Source organism: Dactylosporangium sp. NPDC049742, assembly GCF_040674675.1.
GTDB classification, from domain to species: Bacteria; Actinomycetota; Actinomycetes; order Mycobacteriales; family Micromonosporaceae; genus Dactylosporangium; species Dactylosporangium maewongense.
Genome location: NZ_JBFANF010000041.1, coordinates 41684 through 61111, shown reverse-complemented (window position 1 = coordinate 61111; position 19428 = coordinate 41684). Strand labels below are relative to the sequence as shown.

Here is a 19428-nt window from a genome sequence, read left to right as displayed (position 1 = left end):
TCCCCCCGTTCCGACCGAGCGGACGGAGGACCTCCCATGCACCCCAACTTCAACAACCAGACCGGCCCTTCCCCTGAAGTGACAACCCCACCGGGCATCCCCGAGCAGCGCCAGCCCGTCGAGGACACCGTCCCCCTGGTCTCGGCCGCCGCCGCCGCGGGCGCCGACCCTGCTGCCGACCCGGCCCCCGCCCCGCCCGCGGACCTGACCTCCGACCCGGCCACGGACCCGGCCCCCGCTACGGACTCGGGTTCGGACGCGGGTTCGGACCTGGCTTCGGATCCGGCAGACGCCGCCGAGTCACCGGCCATCGACTCGCCGCTCGCGGACGACGCCGCCATCACCGTCGCCGTCCCCGACGACATCTCCGACATCGTCGGCCCCGCCGACGAGGAGTCCCCCGCCTCCACCGACGAGGAGCCGGCCGCTGGGGTCGACGCACACGCCGCCGAGTCCACCCCGACCGCCGACCTCCAAGCGACCGACACCCCAGAAGACCTCTCCACCACCCCCGCCGAAGAGCCAACCGCCGAAGCCGCCACCGCCGAGGAAGTCTCCGCCGAGACCACCTCCACCGAGGACGACGCCGACCCCGAGGCCGTAGACGCCGTCACAACCGAGGACGCCGCCGACGACGCCGACGCGACCGAGACCGTCGAAGACGCCACCGCCGAAGCCGACGAGACCGAAACGGTCGAAGACGTCTCCGCCGAAGCCGACACCGTCGAGGAAGTCTCCGCCGAGACCACCTCCGCCGAAGACGACGAGCCCGAGGCCGTGGACGCCGTCACCACCGAAGCCGCCGCAGACTACGAGCCCGCCGCCGAGGCTGCCGCCGACGCTGACGCCGAAGCCATCGAGGAGGTCGCCGCCGACGCCGCCGCAGACGATGACGCGGCCGAGACGGTCGAAGAATTCGCCGCCGAAGCATCCGCCGACGAGGACGCAGACGACGAGCTGGCCGCCGAAGCCTCCACCGAAGAGGCCGAAACGGTCGAAGACGTCGCAGCCGAAGCCGACACCACCGAAGAAGTCGCCGCCGAGGCCGTCTCAGCCGAAGACGACGCAGCCGACGCCGAGCCCGAGGCCGTGGACGCCGTCACCGCCGAGGACACCTCCACGGACGACGAGCCCGCCGCCGAGGCTTCCTCCGACGAAGACACCGACGCGGCCGAGACCGTCGAGGAAGTCGACGCCGAGGCCGTCTCCGACGAAGACACTGCCGACACCGAGCCCGAGGCCGCGGACGCCGAGGCCAGCACCGAAGATGACGCTGCCGACGCCATCGAGGAGGTCGCCGCCGAGGGGACCTCCACCGACGAAGAACCCGCCGCCGAAGCCGACGTGGCCGAAACGGTCGAGGAAGCCACCGCCGAAGCCGACGACGAGCCGGCTGCAGAAGCCTCCACCGAAGAGGCCGAAACGGTCGAAGACGCCGCCGCCGAAGCCGACACCGTCGAGGAAGCCGCCGCCGAGACCACCTCCGCCGAGGACGACGCAGCCGACGCCGAGCCCGAGGCCGTGGACGACGAGGCCGAGGCCGTGGACGACGCCGCCTCCGAAGACGCCTCCACGGACGACGAGCCCGCCGCCGAGGCTTCCTCCGACGAAGGCGACGCCGAGGAGACCGAGACCCTCGAAGAAGTCGCAGCCGAAGCTGCCGACGACGAAGAGCCCGCCGCCGAGGCCAGCGCCGAAGACGACACCACCGACGCTGACGCCGAAGCCGTCGAGGAAGTCGCAGCCGAAGCCGCCGCGGACGACGACGCGGCCGAGACGGTCGAAGAAGTCGCCGCAGAGGCCACCGACGACGAAGCCGGCGAGGCAGACGCGTCCGAGGACGTGACCACTGAGGACGACACCACCACCGACGCCGTGGCGGACGAGCCCGCAGCCGAGTCGGACTCCGACGACGAGCCGGAAGCCGTCGAAGAGGTCTCCGCCAAGGACACCTCCACCGACGACGAACCCGCCGCGGAAGCCACCGCCGACGACGACTCTGAAGAGGCCGAGACCGTCGAAGAGGTGGCCGCCGAGGCCGCTGACGACGAAGCCGGCGAGGCGGAGGCATCCGAGGACGCGACCGCCGAGGACGACACCACCACCGACGCCGTAGCGGACGAGCCCGTAGCCGAGTCGGACTCCGACGACGAGCCGGAAGCCGTAGCCGACGAGGCGACCGACGACGACCCCGAGGCAGCAGCCGACGACGACGCTGACGCGGTTGCCGACGAGGTGGTTGCCGATGAGGAGGCCGCCGAGCCTGAGGCGGTCACCGAGGACGAGCCGGCCGCCGAAGCCGACGAGACCGACGCTGCTGGCGATGAGCCGGAGGCCGAGGCCACCGTCGAGGACGAGGTCGCCGAGGCTGACGCGGAGGCCACCAGCGACGAAGACGAAGCCGGCGAGCCTCAGGCCGAGGCCACGGTCGAGGACGAGGCAGCTGACGGCGACGACGAGGCTGCCGAGCCCGACGCCGAGGCCGTGGACGCCGAGGACGAGGCCGTAGACGAAGTGAACTCCGACGAGGAGCCCGCCGCCGAAGCCGAGGCGGACGCTGAAGCCGACAGCGACGACGAGCCTGCCGCAGAAGCAGAAGCAGACGCGGAGGACGACGAGGACGAGGACGACGAGCCCGTCGCGGAGGCTGACGCGGACGACGAGGACGAAGACGCGGACGACGAGCCGGTCGCCGAGGCTGACGCTGAGGACGACGCCGACGCTGAGCCTGCCGCAGCAGCGGAGGACGCCGAAGCGGAAGACGCCGCGGACGAGGTCGAGGAGATCGCGGCCGAGGCTGCGGACGGCGATGACGCCGCTGAAGCCGACAGCGACGACGAGCCGGCCGCGGAAACGGACGCGGACGACGAAGCCGACAGCGACGACGAGCCCACCGCAGAAGCAGACGCAGACGCCGACGCCGACGCGGAGGACGACGAGGACGAGGACGACGAGCCCGTCGCGGAGGCTGACGCGGAGGACGAGGACGAAGACGCGGACGACGAGCCGGTCGCTGAGGCCGACGCGGAGGACGACGCCGACGCTGAGGACGACGCGGTCGACGGCGAGCCGGTGGCCGGGGTGGAAGCGGACGACGACGAGGAGCGCGAGTACGCGGCCGCCGGGCCCCTCCCGCTGCGGCCCGGGGACCTCGCCGAGCAGCGGATCGTGTTGTGGAAGCCGAAGCGGGCGGACAAGTTCCGGTCGCGGCTGGTCAAGGCGGAGTCCAAGTTCGTCGACGACCCGGTGAAGGCGCTGACGCGGGCGTCGGCGGTGGTGAGTGACGCCATCGAGACGCTTGCCGAGAAGTTGCAGGAGCAGCAGCTGGCGATCGACCCGCACCGGTCGGCCAAGAACCCCGACACCGAGGCGCTGCGGGTGGCGTTGCGGCAGTACAAGGAGTTCCTGGAGCGCGTGCTCGCGTTGTAGACGAGAAGCGCGAAACGGGGCGGACCGCACACATCGGTCCGCCCCGTTTCATGTTTGACGCACATTCAAGATTTCATCTACCGTTGAGTTCATCAGTCGTTGAGTTCAGGGAGTGACCGGAGGAATCCAAGATGGCCAACGCGATCGAGGTCGAGCACCTCGTCGTCGCGCGGGGCAAGCGGCGGGTGCTGCACGACTTCACCTGCACGGTGCCCAGCGGGAGCGTCACGGGGCTGCTCGGACCGAGCGGCAGCGGCAAGACCACGCTCATGCGGGCGGTCGTCGGCGTGCAGAAGATCGTCAGCGGGACGGTGACGGTGCTGGGGCACCCGGCGGGGTCGAAGCCGCTACGTGACAAGGTGGGCTACCTGACGCAGGCGCCGAGCGTCTACGCGGACCTGACCGTCCGGGAGAACGCGCGGTACTTCGCCTCCCTGTACGGGCTCGGTGCCGCCGCGGCGGACGAGGCCGTGTCCGACGTGGGGCTGGGCCAGGCCAAGAACCAGCTCGTCGGGACCCTGTCGGGCGGCCAGCGGGCCCGGGCGTCGCTCGCCTGCGCGATCGTGAGCAAGCCGCAGCTGCTCGTGCTGGACGAGCCCACCGTCGGCCAGGACCCCGTGCTGCGCAACGAGCTGTGGCAACGGTTCCACGCCCTGGCGAAGGCCGGCTCGACGCTGCTGGTGTCGAGCCACGTGATGGACGAGGCGGGCCGCTGCGACCGCCTCCTGCTGATCCGCGAGGGCCTGCTCATCGCCGACGAGTCGCCCGCCGCCGTACGCGAGCGGGCCGGCACGGACGACCTGGAAGAGGCGTTCCTGCGACTCGTACAGGCGCAGGAGACGGAGAAGGAGAAGGTGGCCTGACATGTCCGCACGTCTGACGTTCGCGACCGCCGGGCGCATCCTGCGGCAGCTCCGCCACGACCGGCGCACGATCGCGTTGATCCTCGTCGTGCCGACGGTGCTGCTCACGCTCCTGCGCTACCTGTACGACACCAACCCCCAGCTGTTCGACCGCGTCGGGCTCGTCATGCTGGGCGTGTTCCCGCTGGTGATCATGTTCCTGCTGACCAGCGTGGCGATGCTCCGCGAACGCACCACCGGCACCCTCGAGCGGCTGCTGACCACACCGATCGGCAAGGTCGACATCCTGCTCGGCTACGGCATCGCGTTCGCCGTCGCGGCCACGGTGCAGGCGACGATCGCGTCGGCGCTGGCGTACCTCCTCCTCGGCCTCGACACGCTCGGGCCGGCGTGGCTCGTCGCCGTGATCGCGGTCGGCAACTCCGTGCTCGGCATGGCGCTCGGCCTGCTGGTCAGCGCGTTCGCCAACAGTGAGTTCCAGGCGGTGCAGTTCATGCCGGCGGTGGTCCTGCCGCAGGTGCTGCTCTGCGGGCTGCTGCAGCCCCGCGACCAGATGGCCGGTTGGCTGCAGGCCATCAGTGATGTCTTTCCCATGTCGTACGCCGTGCAGGCGCTCACCGAGCTCGGCACGCACACCGAACCGACCGGCCTCGTGTGGAGGGACCTCGGCATCATCGTCGGATGCGTCATCGTGGCACTCTTGCTCGGGGCGGCGACGCTGCGCCGGCGCACCCCGTAAAGCTTGAAGCAGACGCACAACGGGAAAGAAGGCTCATGGCACGCACCGGACGACGCCCCGGCAACCAGGACACCCGCCAGGCGATCCTGACCGCCGCGCGCGAGGCGTTCGCCGAGCGTGGCTACGACGGGGCGTCCATCCGCCAGATCGCCACCAGCGCCGGGGTCGACCCGGCGCTGGTGCACCACTACTTCGGGGCGAAGGACAAGCTCTTCCTCGCCACGATGGACGCGCCGATCGACCCCGGCGAGATCGTGCCCAAGGTCTTCGAGGGCGACCTCGACGGCGTCGGCGAGCGGCTCGTCCGCACGTTCCTCGGCGTGTGGGACTCCCCCGCCGGCTCGTCCGCCGCGGCCCTGTTCCGCAGCGCGATGCAGCACGAGTGGTCGGCGCGGATGCTGCGCGAGTTCCTGGTGAGCCAGATCCTGCGCCGCGTGATCGCGCAGCTCAAGCTCGACCCGACGGAGGCCCCGAAGCGCGCCGTCCTGGTCGCGTCGCAGATGGCGGGCCTCGTCATGGTCCGCTACATCCTGAAGATCGAGCCGATGACGACCATGTCGCAGGACGAGATCGTGTACAGCGTCGCGCCGACCATCCAGCGCTACCTCACCGAACCCCTACCGACCACCGCACCGGCCTCGAAGCGCTGAAACCGCCACCCCACCGGAGCAGCAAAGCCTGGCGGCGCGAGGCCGGATCGGCTAGTCGTCGACGTCGGCGCAGTGGTACCGCGCCTGCGGGGTAAGCAGCAGCGCCACCAGCACGCCGGCGCAGCAGACCGGCACGACCGCGAACGGCAGCGGGGCCGGCAGCAGCCACGTCAGCAGCGGCGCCATCGCCCCGACGAACGCCCAGAACACCAGGCTCGCCAGCCACGCCCAGTGCTCGCCCCGCTTGATCCGCGTACCGAGGAACACCAGCACCACCGCGAGGGGAAACAGGAACAGCACGGCGTTGAAGAACAGCACGAAGTCCAGGTAGCCGGTGCCGCCCTGGTTGGCCGGGTCGACCTGCATCCCCGACAGCAGCACGCCGAGCGCCGCCAGCGCGAGGGTCAACATGACGCCGCCGATCGCGTTGAACCCCGTCACCGCGACCCGGACCTGCATCGGCACGTATCGACGCCCCCCGGCTGGCACACCGCAACTCTAGGTCCTCCGCCGCAGTTCATCACCCCCGACGCGCGGCCCCCGACCGGGGACACGCGGTGGCCGCCGTCAGCGGGTCTGTTCGAGCCACGACGCGTACAGGCGGCCGTAGATCGAGTCCGGATCGGCGACGAGCTCCGCGTGCGGGCCCCGCTGCACGACATGCCCCTTGTCCACGACGATGACCTCGTCGGCGCTCTGCGCGGTCGACAACCGGTGCGCGATCGCGATCGTCGTCCGTCCCCTGGTGACCGCGTCGAGGGTCCGCTGCAGCCGGACCTCGGTCGCCGGGTCGACGGCGCTCGTGGCCTCGTCGAGCACCAGGAGGTCGGGGTCGGCGACGTACGCGCGGGCCAGCGCCACCAGCTGCCGCTCGCCGACCGACAGCGCCTCCCCGCGCTCGCCGACCTCGGTCTGCAGGCCGTCGCTGAGCCCGTCGACCCAGTCGAGCAGCCCGAGCTCGGTGAACGCCAGCTCCAGGTCCACGTCGCTCAGGTCGGGCCGGGCGAACCGCACGTTGTCGGCCACCGTCGCGTCGAGCAGGAACCCGTCCTGCGGCACCATGACGACCCGTCTGCGCAGCGAGCCGAACCGCACCTCGGTCAGCGGCACCCCGGACAGCAGCACCTCGCCGGTGGTCGGGTCCATGAGCCGCGTCAGCAGCTTCGCGAACGTCGTCTTGCCGCTGCCCGTCTCCCCGACGACCGCGACCCGGGTACGAGCGGCGACCGTCAGATCGACGTCGGTCAGCACCTCCGGCCCGTCCGGGTACGCGAAGTGCACGTGGTCGAACCGCACGTCGACGGCGCCTTCGGGCAGGTCCCGGCCCTTGTCACCGGGGTCCGCGACGTCCGGCGACGTCTCGATGATGTCCAGGACCCGGCGCCAGCCCGCGATCGCGTTCTGCGCCTCGTTGAGCACCTCGGTCGCGACCTGCACCGGCTGCACGAACAGCGTCGCCAGGAACAGGAACGCGGTCAGCTGCCCGATGGTGAGCTGCCCGTCCACGCCCAGCAGCGTGCCGACCACGATGACGCTGCCGAGCGCCAGCCCCGCCGCCAGCTCGCCGAAGCTCATGCTGACCACGTTGTTGGTCTGCGCCCGGAACTGCGCCCGCCGGCTCCGGTCGATCGCCGTGTCGAGCCGCTCCGCGGTGCGGTGCTGCACGCCGTACGCCCGCACGACCGACGCCCCGACGACACTCTCCGCGATCGCCCCGAGCATCGCCCCGATGCTCTCCCGCACGTCCAGGTACAGCACGCTGAGCCGCCGCTGGAAGTGCCGCACCACGAACACCAGCGGCGCGAACGCGAGGATCACCACCAGCGTCAGCTGCCACGAGTAGAAGATCATGACGCCGGTCGTCACGATGAGCTGCCCCAGGCTGATCAGGAAGATCAGCCCACCGAACTGCAGGAACTGGCTGATCTGGTCCACGTCCCCGGTCACCCGCGAGACCAGCGCCCCGCGCCGCTCCGACTGCTGGTGCAGCATCGACAGGTCGTGGATGTGCCGGAACGTCCGCGTGCGCACCCCCGCCAGCGCCGTCTCGGTGACCGTGAACAGCCGCACGTTCATCATCGCCGCGCTGAGCATCGTCAGGAACAGCACCCCGGCCGTGATCGCCACGATCGTGGTGAGCACCCCGACGTCGGGCCCACCCGGCGCCCGCAGCCCCTTGTCGATGCCCTGCTGGATGGCGACCGGCACCGCCACCCGGCCGGCCGTCGCCAGCACCGCCAGCCCGAGCGTGCCCGCCAGCCCGGTGAACAGCTCCGGCGACAGGCTCAGCCCGCGCCGCAGCACCCCCACCTTCGGCGCCTCGCCGGCCTTCGCCTGCTCCGCCGCCTCAGCAGTCGCCGCCGTCATGCCGACACCTCCGCCGTCCTTGAACACCGACCCGACCCGAACCCGCCCCTACGCATCCCAGCCCCTCCCCCACGCCCCCGCACCGACCCGCCGGCACGCCCACGGACAGACCCCGAAACGGCCGCACTTCCCCAACGACCACCGACCGCGGCACCGTCGACGCGCCGGTGATCCGGGCCCGCCCCGACCGCACGACCGCTCTCCGCAGCGGACCTCGAGCCCGTCGCGTCCCCACGCTCCCGCACCCAGCCGCCCACAACCTGCCGCGCCGACCCACCCCAACCGCCCTCGCGACCCGACCCGCCGTCGCCTTCCACAGACGGTCCTGACGCCACAGCGACGCCGCGACCCGAAGCCGGCACGCCATCACCGCAACACGGAGCGGTCACGCCGAGACGGCAACCGAGACCCGGCACCCAACCGCGGCCTGAACCACACCGGCCATCAGCGCCAACCCACCGAACCGGCCCGGTCGCCGCCAGCACCGGCGTGGACCGCGCCTGGCTCCGGTCCAGAGGAACGACACAGCCGCCGGCGGCAACGCCGTCCCCAGGGGCCCGCCCCAGCACCGATCCTGCTGAAGCCCCACGCCCGCCCGTCCGAACCGACCAGGCGACGCAGCACCGCGCCCCCGTCGGCGAGCTCCCCCGCAGCAACCGGCCGGCCGCCGACAACTCAGCGGCCCAGGACAGGCCGGATGTCGGCATCACCACGGCCAGGTCGGCGCCTGTACCGGCCACGAACGCGGCCACGCCAAGACGGCGACCGCGACCCGGCACCGGTCCAGCCGACACTCGACCGGGGCACGACTGCCACCCGCCGTCACGACCAGCCCACCAACCCGACCAGACCGCTGGCACCGACAGAAACCGCGAGCCATCCCTATCTAGAGGAGCGACACGGCGAACGGCGGCAACACCATGACCCGAGCCGCGCTCCGACACCGGCGACCCGGCGGCCCGGGCGCGCGCTGACTCCCCCGGCAGGCTCCCCCGCAGCAACCGGCCAGCCGGCGGCAACACCGCAGCCCTGGGCGGGCCGGACGTCGGCATCGCCACAGCCAGGTCGGCGCCTGCGCCGACCACGAACGCGGCCACGCCGAGACGGCCACCGCGACGCGGCACCGGCGCCGGCACCGGCACTGATCCAGCCGGCAGCCGACCGCCGGGCGTCGGCATCACCCCGGCTGGGCCGGCTCCCGCGGCGACCACGAAGGCGGTCACGCTCAGACGGCGACCACGGCACGACTGCCACCCGCCGTCACGACCAGCCCACCGACCCGACCAGACCGCTGGCACCGGCAGGAACCGGGAGCTGTCTCCGTCCAAAGGAACGCGGCAGCGGGCGGCGGCAACGCCATGGCCCGAGTCGCGCTCCGACGCCGGCCCTGCCGAAGCCGCCCGGCCGTCCGTCCGAGCCGACCCGGTGGCCCAGCCGCGCGCCGACCCCGCCGGCAAGCTCCCCCCTCGGGGCCCGGCGGCCGGGCGCAACGCCACGGGCAGGCCGGTGCCCGCGGCGACGGCAGAGCCGGAAGCGCTCAGACGGGGCGGGACGGGAGTGGGAACCGTCATGCGGTCACGGACTCCTCGTCGTCGAAGAGGTGCTCGCGTTCCTTCTCGGCCTCGGCCTTCTCGTATGCGGTGACCAGGTCGGCGTAGCCGGGGACGGTGGCGAGGAGGTCGGCGTGGGTGCCGCGGGCGGCGACCCTGCCCCGCTCCAGCCAGACCACCTCGTCGGCCAGGGCGATCGTCGCCCGCCGGTACGCGACGACGAGGATCGACGCCTGACGGTCGTCGTCACGGCGCAGCGCGGCGAGGATCGCGGCCTCGACGCGCGGGTCGACGGCGCTGGTCGCGTCGTCGAGGACGAGCAGGCGCGGCGCGCCGGCCAGGGCGCGGGCGATCGTGAGCCGCTGCCGCTGCCCGCCGGACAGGGACGTGCCGCGCTCGCCGACCTTCGTGTCGAGCCCGTCGGCGAGCTGGTGGATGAACCCGTCGGCCTGGGCGAGGTGCAGCGCGGCCCAGGCCGCCTCGTCGTCGACGGCGTGGCCGGCGGCGGTGCGCCGGTCGAGCGTCACATTGCCCCGGACGGTGTCGTCGAAGACGAACGGCACCTGGGCGACCAGGGCGACCGTGCCGACGAGCGCGTCCTGGCTGAGGTCGCGGGCGTCGACGCCGTCGACGCGGACGGTGCCGGTGTGCGGGTCGACCAGCCGGGCGGCGAGCGCGGCGATCGTCGACTTGCCGGAGCCGGTCGAGCCGACGAGCGCGACCGTGCGCCCCGCCGGCACGTCGAACGTGACCCCGCTCAGCACGTCGCCGCCCCGGTTGCCGTCGGCGTCGGCATACGCGAAGTGCACGTCCTCGAACCGCAGCGCCGCCGGCTTGTGCGCGTCCGGCAGCGTGGCCGTGCCATAGGCCATGTCGCCCTCGGCGTCCAGCACGTGCCGGATCCGCTCCCAGCCGACGACGCTGCGGGGCAGCTCGGCGAGCACCCAGCCGATCGCCCGGACGGGGAACGCGAGCACGGTGAACAGGAACGCGACGCTGACCACCTCGGCCACCTCGACGGCGCCCTGGCGGAACCGCAGGCCCCCGACGACGAGCACGGCGAGGGTGCCGATGCTCGGCAGCGCGTCGAGCACCGGGTCGAACATCGCCCGGACCCGCCCGACCTGGATCGTGGCGTCGCGCAGCTCGACGGTCTTCGCCGAGAACCGCTCCGTCTCCGACGCCTCCCGGCCCATCGTCTTGACCACGAGCGCGCCGTCGAAGCTCTCGTGCGCGACCGCGCTCACGTCGGCCCGCAGCTGCTGCGACTTCGCGACGCGGGGCGCCATGCGGCGCGAATAGGCGACGTTGACCCCGAGCAGCGTCGGGAAGATCGCGACCCCGACGAGCGCCATGGCCCAGTCGGTGGCGAACAGCGAGACGATCGCGGCGACGAGCATGACGACGGTGCCGACGGCCATCGGGAACGGCGCGATCGGATACCACGCCGACTCGACGTCGGCGTTGGCATTGGACAGCAGCGTCCCGGTCGCGTGCCGCTGGTGCCACTCCAGGGGCAGCCGCAGGTAGCGCCGGGTGACGGCCTGCCGGTAGCGCGCCTGCAGGCGGAACTGCATCGCCCCCGCCCCGAGCCGCCGGCCGAAGATCCCGAGGATCTTGCCGAGGCTGACCGCGAGGATCGCGACGCCGCCGAGCAGCAGCGTGCCGAGCGTGACGTGCCGCTGGTCGATCGCGGGCAGCGCGATCTCGCCGACGACCCGCCCGGAGACGAACGCGGTCGCGATCGTCAGCAGGCTGAACACCACACTGCCGACCACCGAGATCGCGAACACGTGGGGCTCGTCACGAACGGCCCGGCCGAGCACCCACAGCCCCTTGAGGAGCACCTTGCCGCTGGTCACATCCGCCCTCCGTAGCGTGGGGCCGGTAAGTCGCCCCGACCGTCTGCAACCTTACCGACGGGGTACGACAGAAACCGGCTCCGGCGGGACGCGACTAGCGTTACGTGTATGACTTCATTCGCGCGGGCCGAGCGCCTGGCGCTCGCCGAGACGCTCCTGGCCGCGGGTCCCGACGCGCCGACTCTCTGTGACGGCTGGGTGACCCGTGACCTCGCCGCGCATCTGGTGCTGCGGGAGCACCGCCCCGACGCCGCGGCCGGCATCCTGCTGAAGCCGGTCGCCGGGCACACGAAGAAGGTCCAGGACCGGCTCGCCGCGGGCGACTACGAGCGGCTGGTCGGCAAGGTCCGCAGGCCCGCGCTCTGGGTCAGGCCCGCCTTCGCCGAGGAGGCCGTCAACATCACCGAGTTCCTCATCCACCACGAGGACGTGCGGCGGGCCGTGCCGGGATGGATGCCGCGTACGCTGGACGCGGCCTACGAGCAGGCCGTGGCGAAGCGGCTCAAGGGCGCCGCGAAGCTGTCCGCGCGGCGGTTCCCCGCCGCGATCACCGTGCAGCCGGCGGACGCCGAGCCCTTCACCGTCGGTACAGGCGGAGAAACGCTGATGGTGCGGGGGAAGCCCTCGGAGCTGCTCCTGTTCTTCACCGGCCGCCAGGGTCACGCCGACGTGACCGTCACCGGCCCCGATGCGACGGCCGAGCGGCTCAGAACGGCGCGACTGGGACTCTGAGTCTCGAATCTGGCCCCAGGCAACAGGATTCGCCGTTCCACTACGTTTCGGTTTCGGGTCTAGCCGGTAACACGACGGACCCTTTACCCTCCAGTAACCGACGGGACGTGATGCCAGTCACCGTTACGTCCACGCCAGCCCGGAGGCGCCCCGCATGACCCAGACCCAGCGGCTCGAACTGCCCTACCGCTCGATCCCGGACATGTTCCTGCACCGTGTGGCCGAGACCCCCGACAAGCGCGCGTTCGGCAAGCCCGCGGCCGACGACGCCGGCGACCCCGTCTGGCTCACCTGGCGCGAGGTCGACGAGCACGCCCGCGCGATCGGCGCCGGCCTCACCACGCTCGGCGTGCGCCCCGAGGACCGCGTCGGCATCCTGGCCAACACCCGCCTCGACTGGATCCTCGCCGACCTCGGCATCATGCTCGCCGGCGCGGCGACCACGACGGTCTACCCGACCACCGAGCCCGAGGACGCCGTCTACATCGTCGCCGACTCCGGCTCGAAGGTCCTCTTCGCCGAGAACCCGGCGCAGGCCGCCAAGCTCGACGGCGCCGACCTGCCCGACCTGGTCGCGGTCGTGCTCCTCGACGGCGTCCCCAGCGGCGGCGAGCAGCGCAAGACCCTGTCCCTGGCGCAGCTGGAGGCCGCCGGGCGCGAGGCGCTCGACCAGGACCCCGAGCTGATCACCCGCATCGTCGCCGGCATCACCGGCGACCAGCTCGCCACCCTCATCTACACGTCGGGCACGACCGGCCGCCCCAAGGGCGTCGAGCTGATGCACGCCGGCTGGGTCTGGCAGGGCTACACGCAGGTCGACATGGGCCTGCTGACCGCCGACGACCTGCAGTACCTGTGGCTGCCGCTGTCGCACTCGTTCGGCAAGACGCTGCTCTGCGGGATCGTGTACGTGGGGCTCCCCACGTACGTCGACGGCCGCGTCGACAAGCTCATCGACAACCTCGGCAAGATCCAGCCGACGCTCATGTGCGCCGCCCCCCGCGTCTTCGAGAAGGTCTACAACCGGGTCGTCACCGGCGCCCAGGCCGACGGCGGCGCCAAGTGGAAGATCTTCACCTGGGCGGTGAAGGTCGGCAAGCATGCCTCCGCCGAGCGCCTCGCCGGCCGCACCCCGGGCGGCATGCTCAAGGTCCAGCACGGCATCGCCGACAAGCTGGTGTTCAGCAAGCTCCGCGCCCGCCTCGGCGGCAAGATGCGCGCCATGGTGTCCGGCTCCGCCCCGCTGTCGAAGGAGATCGGCGAGTTCTTCTTCGCCGCCGGCCTGCCGATCCTGGAGGGCTACGGCCTGACCGAGACCAGCGCCGGCTCGTTCGTCAACCGCGAGGCGACCCCCCGCATCGGCACCGTCGGCACGGCTCTGGGCGACCTGGAGGCGAAGCTCGACACCGACGGCGAGATCCTGCTCAAGGGCACCCCGATCATGCGCGGCTACCACAACCTGCCCGACGAGACCGCCGCGTCGTTCACCGAGGACGGCTGGTTCCGCACCGGCGACATCGGCGAGTTCGACGCCGACGGCTACCTGCGCATCACCGACCGCAAGAAGGACCTCATCAAGACCTCCGGCGGCAAGTACGTCGCGCCGAGCCACATCGAGGGCCTGTTCAAGTCGGTCTGCCCGTACACCTCGCAGTGCGTCGTGGTCGGCCAGGCCCGCAACTACGTCACGATGCTCGTCACCCTCGACCCGGACGCCATCAAGGGCTGGGCCGACGGCACCCCCCTCGCCGGGAAGTCCTACGACGAGATCGCCGCGTCACCCGAGGCGAACGCCCTGATCGAGGGCTACGTCAAGGAGCTCAACACCAAGCTCAACCGCTGGGAGACGGTGAAGAAGTTCTCCATCCTCAGCCGCGACCTGTCCATCGAGGATGGTGAGCTCACACCGTCGCTCAAGGTCAAGCGCCGCGTGGTCGAGAAGTCCTTCGCCTCGGACATCGACCGCATGTACGCGGGGTCGCTCGCCGAACTCTGATCACACCCCACAGTGTCATGGCCTCCGGGAACCGCCATCCCGGAGGCCATGACGCTTTGCACCCCCGAAGAGCAAGAACAAGTTCATGGCTCCGGTCCGCCGTGCGAAGGTCCATTGCTCATTGGGTGAACGATGGTGTTGCCCGGTCTTGGTGGGTCGGGTAGCACCTGGGCCGTCAGGTCACCGCCATCCGTTGCAGCCCCCTTGTTGAGGGTCCGCGGGAGTGGTTGCGGGGTCTGGCGGTCCGGGGCGTCCCGACTGGCAGCAGGGCTACTGCGCCGTTGAGCGCCCGTCAATGAGCGTCCGGCAGTGATGTCCCGAACCACCAGGTGCTTCCCCAGCTGAGTTGAGCAGCGGAGGAGCCTTATGAGTGTGGCGGATGGTGGCGGCCCGGCGGCTGGTGGCGGTTGGTGTCGACTGGGCGCGGGACGATCATGCGGTGTGTGTGATCGATGCTGATGGTGAGCCGGTTGAGCGGGTGACGGTGGCGCATACGCGGGCGGGGTTGGCCCGGTTGGTGGGGTTGCTGGCCCGGTTCGAGGTGGCCGGGGTGGGGATCGAGCGGCCGGACGGTCCGGTGGTGGATGTCCTGCTGGCTGCGGGTGTTTCGGTGTTCGTGATCGCGCCGGCGCAGATCAAGAGTTTGCGGCGGCGGTACGGGTCGGCCGGGAACAAGGACGACCGGTTCGATGCCTATGTGCTGGCTGACACGGTCCGCACCGACCGGCGGCGGCTCACCGCGCTGCAGCCGGACAGTCCGGCCACGCTGGTGTTGCGGGCGTTGAGTCGGGCCCGTAAGGATCTGGTCGGGCATCGGGTCGCGGTCGCCAACCAGCTGCGGGCGCATCTGCAGACCGTGCTGCCCGGCATGGTCGGGCTGTTCCACGCGATCGATGGTCCGGTCAGCCGGGCGTTCATCGCGCAGTTCTCCATTCAGGACGCGGTGGACCGGCTCACCGTTGAGGATCTGGCCGGGTGGTTGCATGTGCACAACTCACACCGCAGCGACCCGCAGCGGATGCACCAGCGGCTGCGGGCCGCGACCCGTGGGCCGGTCGGCGGGCACGGCCGGGCCCTTGCCGGGGTGACCCGCGCCTACCTTGCCGCGCTCACCGCGATCGTCGAGCAGATCTCCGAGCTGGAGGAGCAGCTTGCTGATGCTCTGGCAGCGCACCCTGACCGGCATGTGTTCACGTCGTTGCCCCGGTCCGGGACTGTCCGCGCCGCGCGGCTCCTGGCTGAGATCGGCGATGCCCGCGGCCGGTTCCCGACCGCTGCCGCCCTCGCCGGCCTGGCCGGTGTCACCCCGTCGACCCGCCAGTCCGGTCAGGTCCGTGTGGTCGCGTTCCGGTGGGCGGTGGACAAGGAACTCCGCGGCGGGGGTCTGCGACTTCGCCGCCGACTCCCGCCGCGCCAACCCTTGGGCGCAGCACCTCTACCAGCAGGCCAGAGCCCGCGGCCACCGCCACCCACACGCCGTCAGAATCCTCGCCCGAGCCTGGCTCGGCGTCATCTGGAAGCTCTGGACCACCGGCACCGCCTACGACCCAGCCCGCCACAACGCCCTCCAAACCCTCCTACAACACGATCAAACCGAGATGGCTTGACACAGGACACTCCCGTCAGCCTCCGGTCGGGCCCTGGGGGCCTCCCTGCCCGTCCGCGTGTAGTTGCGCAGACCGCGGCGCCGGCCGGGTCGCCTCCACGCCCCGCCCGCCATGCCACGCCGCGACCGTCCCGGCCGCGACACCCCACCCGCCCTCCTCATGATCCGGAAGACTTTTCGTCGCCAGAGCAACCAAAACTCTTCCGGATCACGGAAACAGCCCCGGCACCGCCCAGCCCAGCCAGGCAGACGCCCAACTCGCGATCCCCACATGATCCGGAAGACTTATTGTCGCCAGAGCAGCGAAAACTCTTCCGGATCACGGAAAGCGGGCCCGGCACCGAGCAGCCCAGCCGCGACAGACCCCCGTCCGCGCGCCCCACGTGATCCGGAAGACTTCATGTCGTCAGGGCAGCACAAACTCTTCCGGATCACGGAAAACGGGCCAGCAAGCAGCCCCAGCCCGACCAGACAGCCGCCCAACGCGCGATCCACATGATTCGGAAGACTTCTTGTCGCCAGAGCAACCAAAACTCTTCCGGATCACGGAAAGCGGGTCAGGCGACCACGACCGGGGTGGACCAGGTGTGCCGGCGGGGGCGGTCCAGGTCGGCGCGCGCCGCCGCCAGCCTGCGGACCGCTTCGACAAGATCAGCCTCCGGCAGCGTGTACGGCAGCCGCATGAACCGCTCCATGGTGCCGTCCGCACCGAAGCGCGGCCCCGGCGCGACCCGCACCCCGAGCTCCTCGGCCGCCCGCGCCAGGGCGCTGGAGACCGGCGCGTCGAGCTCGACCCACAGCACCATCCCGCCGCCCGGCAGGACGAACCGCCACTCCGGCAGCTCGGCGCGCAGCGCCGCGGCCAGGGTGTCCCGGCGGGCGAGCAGCTGCCGGCGGCGGGCCGACACGATCTCCGACCGGCGGCGCAGCAGCTGGACGGCGACGAGCTGGTCGAGCACCGGCGACGCCATGTCGACCCCGACCCGGGCCGCGGCCAGCCGCGCGATCAGCGGCGCCGCCCCGCGGACCCACCCGATGCGCAGGCCGCCCCAGTACGGCTTGCTCATCCCGCCGATCGTCAGCACCCGCGCGCTGCGGTCGAACGCGGCCACCGATGGCGGCAGCGCGCCGTCCGCGAAAGCAGGGTCCAGCGCGAGATCCACGAACGACTCGTCGATGATGAGATCGGTGCCGGCGGCGTGCGCGGCGGACGGCAGCCGCTCCCGCAGCGACGTCTGCATGAGGTGGCCGGTCGGGTTGTGGAAGTCGGGGATCAGGTACGCGACCCGCGCCTGCGCCGCCCTGACCGTCGACAGCAGCAGGTCCTCGTCCCAGCCGTCTGGCCCGATCGCGTAGGCGCTGATCCGGGCGCGGCTGGCGGTGAACGCGCTCAACGCGTTCGGGTACGTCGGCGTCTCGACCAGGGCCCGCTGCCCGGGCGCGACCAGCAGCCGCAGCAGCAGGTCGAGCGCCTGCTGGACGCCGCCGGTGACCATGACCTGGTCGGGGTCGGTCGGCAGGCCGCGCTCCGTGTAGCACTGGGCGATCGCCTCGCGCAGCACCGGCAGCCCCATCGGCTGGTAGCCGGCGCCGAGCGTGTAGGGCCCGAGCTCGGCGATCGCCTCGGTGGCCGCCTCGTTGAGCTCCGCCGGGGCGGGCATCGCCGCGCAGCCGAGGTCGATGAGGTCGGCGTCGTCGCTCGGCGTCCACAGCCCGGACGTGCCGACGCGGTGGCCGGCGGGCAGCGCCGTCCAGCTGCCGGCGCCGCGGCGGCTGCTGAGGTGGCCGCTGTCGCGCAGCTCACGGTAGGCGGCGGTGACGGTGGTCCGGCTGATGCCGAGCGCCGCAGCGAGCTCACGCTCCGCGGGCAGCCGGACACCGAGCGCCAGCCGCCCGTCGATGAGCAGGCCACGGACCGCGCTGGCGAGCACGACGTACTCGGGGCGGCGGCCGGCGGGCCCGCGCACACCGACGGCGACCTGCCAGGCGTTGAGCATGCGGGCCAGTTGCGCGCCCCGGACGATCGCTGACAAGGCCAGTCCCCCTCAATTGGCTCTTTGCACGTGTCGGATTGGCCCTAGGGTGGCACGCATGGACGCCCCAGGCAAGACCAATCCCATCCCGCTGCGCCACCGCTTCACGCGCCGCTTCGTGCAGCTGCAGCTTGGTCTGCTGGTGTACGGGGTGAGCATCGCCTTCCTGGTGCGGGCCCATCTGGGGCTCGACCCGTGGGACGTGTTCCAGCAGGGCATCTCGAAGCGCACCGGGCTGAGCCTGGGCACCGTGGTCTGCGCGGTCGGCGCGCTCGTGCTGCTGCTGTGGATCCCGCTGCGCCTGCGGCCGGGCCTGGGCACCGTCAGCAACGTGGTGGTCATCGGCGTCACCGCCGACCTGACCCTGCGGGTCGTGCCGGACGCCGGCGCGTGGTGGCTGCGGGGCGCGCTGATGGTCGCCGGCGTGGTGCTCAACGGGGTGGCGACGGCGCTCTACCTCGGTGCCCGCATGGGGCCCGGCCCGCGCGACGGGCTCATGACCGGCCTCGCCGCGCGGTACTCCTGGCTGTCGATCCGGGTCGCGCGCACGTCGATCGAGGTGACCGTGCTCGCCGCGGGCTTCCTGCTCGGCGGCTCGGTCGGCGTCGCCACCGTCCTGTACGCGTTCGGCATCGGCCCGCTCACGCAGCTGTTCCTGCCGCTGTTCGCGATGCGCGACCCGCGCCCGCTGCCGGCTCCGGCGGCGGCTCCCGCCTGACGCGCACCGCGCCGAGCAGCACCCCGCCGAGGATGGCGGCGCCGCCGGCGGCGTCGTACCAGTGCAGGCGCTCGCCCAGCAGGAGCGCCGACGACAGCAGCGCGAACACCGGGGCCAGGGCCGCGAACGGGGCCACCGTCGCCGCGTCGTAGCGGGCGATCAGCCTGCCCCACACGCCGAAGCCGAACAGCGTGCTGAGGTAGGCGATGTACGCGATCGCGCCGAGCGCGGTCAGGTCCAGGCCGCGCAGGCTGTGCCAGACCGCGGACGGCCCGTCGACGGCGAGGGTCAGCACGACCAGCGGCGGGGTCGCGACCGCGCTGACCCACACCATGAAGTTCAGCATGTCGGCGGCCTGCGCCTTGCGCATCGCGATGTTCGCCAGGCCCCACGCCGCGCCCGCGGCCACGACCAGCAGGAACGCGCCGACCGGCCGGTCCAGGCCGAGCTGCGAGGCGATCAGCACGATCCCCGCCCCCGACAGCGCCACCCCGGCGAAGCGACGCCGGCCCGGCCGGTCGCCCAGCAGTACCATCGCGAAGACCAGGGTGAAGACCACCTGGCTCTGCAGGACGAGCGCGGACAGCCCCGACGGCAGCCCCGCCGCCATCCCGGCGAAGAGCAGCGAGAACTTCACGACGCCGAGCGCCACCCCGGTCGCGACCACCCACCGCCACGGCACCTTCGGCCGCCCGACCAGCAGCACCGCCGGCAGCGCCGCCGCCCCGAACCGCAGCGCGCAGAACAGCAGCGGCGACATGCTGTCCAGCCCGACGTGGATGACCACGAAGTTCACGCCCCAGATCGCCGAGACCAGGATCGCCAGCGCGACGTCACGATGCTTCATGGGTTCGATCGTCATCCCGTACAATCGTGAAGCACC

General features: G+C 71.9%; 13 protein-coding genes. 8 read left to right on the top strand and 5 right to left on the bottom strand.

Annotation, left to right across the window (positions count from 1 at the left end; genetic code table 11):
* Window positions 1-36: 36 nt before the first annotated feature.
* The 4 genes from AB0J72_RS38035 (at window position 37) to AB0J72_RS38020 (ending at window position 5681) form a co-directional block, all read left to right on the top strand.
* Window positions 37-3429, top strand: coding sequence for a hypothetical protein (locus AB0J72_RS38035; protein WP_363407863.1), 3393 nt, complete (start codon window positions 37-39; stop codon window positions 3427-3429).
* Window positions 3430-3560: 131 nt separating this feature from the next.
* Window positions 3561-4292, top strand: a complete 732-nt coding sequence (locus tag AB0J72_RS38030) for an ABC transporter ATP-binding protein (protein WP_363407860.1) — start codon at window positions 3561-3563, stop codon at window positions 4290-4292.
* Window position 4293: 1 nt separating this feature from the next.
* Complete coding sequence (locus AB0J72_RS38025; RefSeq protein ID WP_363407857.1) at window positions 4294-5031, top strand: ABC transporter permease; 738 nt, start codon at window positions 4294-4296, stop codon at window positions 5029-5031.
* 35 nt (window positions 5032-5066) lie between these two features.
* Window positions 5067-5681: a TetR family transcriptional regulator gene (locus tag AB0J72_RS38020; protein ID WP_363407854.1), complete on the top strand. Its 615-nt coding sequence runs from the start codon at window positions 5067-5069 to the stop codon at window positions 5679-5681.
* 51 nt (window positions 5682-5732) lie between these two features.
* Here the strand turns inward: AB0J72_RS38020 and AB0J72_RS38015 are convergent, their stop codons facing one another.
* The 3 genes from AB0J72_RS38015 to AB0J72_RS38005 all read right to left on the bottom strand — a co-directional run bounded on the left by AB0J72_RS38015 (window position 5733) and on the right by AB0J72_RS38005 (window position 11445).
* Window positions 5733-6170, bottom strand: coding sequence for a hypothetical protein (locus AB0J72_RS38015; protein ID WP_344503958.1), 438 nt, complete (start codon window positions 6168-6170; stop codon window positions 5733-5735).
* 78 nt (window positions 6171-6248) lie between these two features.
* Window positions 6249-8048 carry an ABC transporter ATP-binding protein gene (locus AB0J72_RS38010; protein ID WP_363407851.1) on the bottom strand — a complete coding sequence of 600 codons (1800 nt, stop codon included), beginning with the start codon at window positions 8046-8048 and terminating at the stop codon, window positions 6249-6251.
* Between the two features lie 1567 nt (window positions 8049-9615).
* Window positions 9616-11445, bottom strand: a complete 1830-nt coding sequence (locus AB0J72_RS38005) for an ABC transporter ATP-binding protein (protein WP_363408002.1) — start codon at window positions 11443-11445, stop codon at window positions 9616-9618.
* Window positions 11446-11568: 123 nt separating this feature from the next.
* Here AB0J72_RS38005 and AB0J72_RS38000 point away from each other — a divergent pair, with 123 nt between their 5' ends.
* From AB0J72_RS38000 to AB0J72_RS37990, 3 genes are all read left to right on the top strand, one after another.
* Entirely contained in the window at window positions 11569-12192 is a 624-nt protein-coding gene (locus AB0J72_RS38000; protein ID WP_363407848.1) for a TIGR03085 family metal-binding protein, read from the top strand.
* Window positions 12193-12346: 154 nt separating this feature from the next.
* Window positions 12347-14188 (top strand): long-chain fatty acid--CoA ligase, encoded by a 1842-nt coding sequence (locus AB0J72_RS37995; RefSeq protein ID WP_363407845.1) that lies wholly within the window; start codon window positions 12347-12349, stop codon window positions 14186-14188.
* A gap of 379 nt (window positions 14189-14567) precedes the next feature.
* A complete protein-coding gene (locus AB0J72_RS37990) occupies window positions 14568-16181 on the top strand; it encodes an IS110 family transposase (protein ID WP_363407999.1) in 1614 nt (537 codons plus the stop codon).
* Window positions 16182-16351: 170 nt separating this feature from the next.
* Here the strand turns inward: AB0J72_RS37990 and AB0J72_RS37985 are convergent, their stop codons facing one another.
* Window positions 16352-17827 carry a PLP-dependent aminotransferase family protein gene (locus AB0J72_RS37985; RefSeq protein WP_363407842.1) on the bottom strand — a complete coding sequence of 492 codons (1476 nt, stop codon included), beginning with the start codon at window positions 17825-17827 and terminating at the stop codon, window positions 16352-16354.
* Between the two features lie 58 nt (window positions 17828-17885).
* Here AB0J72_RS37985 and AB0J72_RS37980 point away from each other — a divergent pair, with 58 nt between their 5' ends.
* Entirely contained in the window at window positions 17886-18545 is a 660-nt protein-coding gene (locus tag AB0J72_RS37980) for a hypothetical protein (protein WP_344503953.1), read from the top strand.
* Here AB0J72_RS37980 and AB0J72_RS37975 read toward each other — a convergent pair.
* Window positions 18469-19392, bottom strand: coding sequence for an EamA family transporter (locus AB0J72_RS37975; protein WP_363407839.1), 924 nt, complete (start codon window positions 19390-19392; stop codon window positions 18469-18471). The two genes, AB0J72_RS37980 and AB0J72_RS37975, sit on opposite strands and share 77 nt — an antisense overlap.
* Window positions 19393-19428: the final 36 nt, after the last annotated feature.

Coding starts and splice junctions, on each gene's coding strand:
- AB0J72_RS37975 (WP_363407839.1), bottom strand. CDS start 19,392: ATGAAGCATCGTGACGTCGCGCTGGCGATCCTGGTCTCGGCGATCTGG.
- AB0J72_RS38025 (WP_363407857.1), top strand. CDS start 4,294: ATGTCCGCACGTCTGACGTTCGCGACCGCCGGGCGCATCCTGCGGCAG.
- AB0J72_RS37980 (WP_344503953.1), top strand. CDS start 17,886: ATGGACGCCCCAGGCAAGACCAATCCCATCCCGCTGCGCCACCGCTTC.
- AB0J72_RS37990 (WP_363407999.1), top strand. CDS start 14,568: ATGGTGGCGGCCCGGCGGCTGGTGGCGGTTGGTGTCGACTGGGCGCGG.
- AB0J72_RS38020 (WP_363407854.1), top strand. CDS start 5,067: ATGGCACGCACCGGACGACGCCCCGGCAACCAGGACACCCGCCAGGCG.
- AB0J72_RS38035 (WP_363407863.1), top strand. CDS start 37: ATGCACCCCAACTTCAACAACCAGACCGGCCCTTCCCCTGAAGTGACA.
- AB0J72_RS38000 (WP_363407848.1), top strand. CDS start 11,569: ATGACTTCATTCGCGCGGGCCGAGCGCCTGGCGCTCGCCGAGACGCTC.
- AB0J72_RS37995 (WP_363407845.1), top strand. CDS start 12,347: ATGACCCAGACCCAGCGGCTCGAACTGCCCTACCGCTCGATCCCGGAC.
- AB0J72_RS38030 (WP_363407860.1), top strand. CDS start 3,561: ATGGCCAACGCGATCGAGGTCGAGCACCTCGTCGTCGCGCGGGGCAAG.
- AB0J72_RS38010 (WP_363407851.1), bottom strand. CDS start 8,048: ATGACGGCGGCGACTGCTGAGGCGGCGGAGCAGGCGAAGGCCGGCGAG.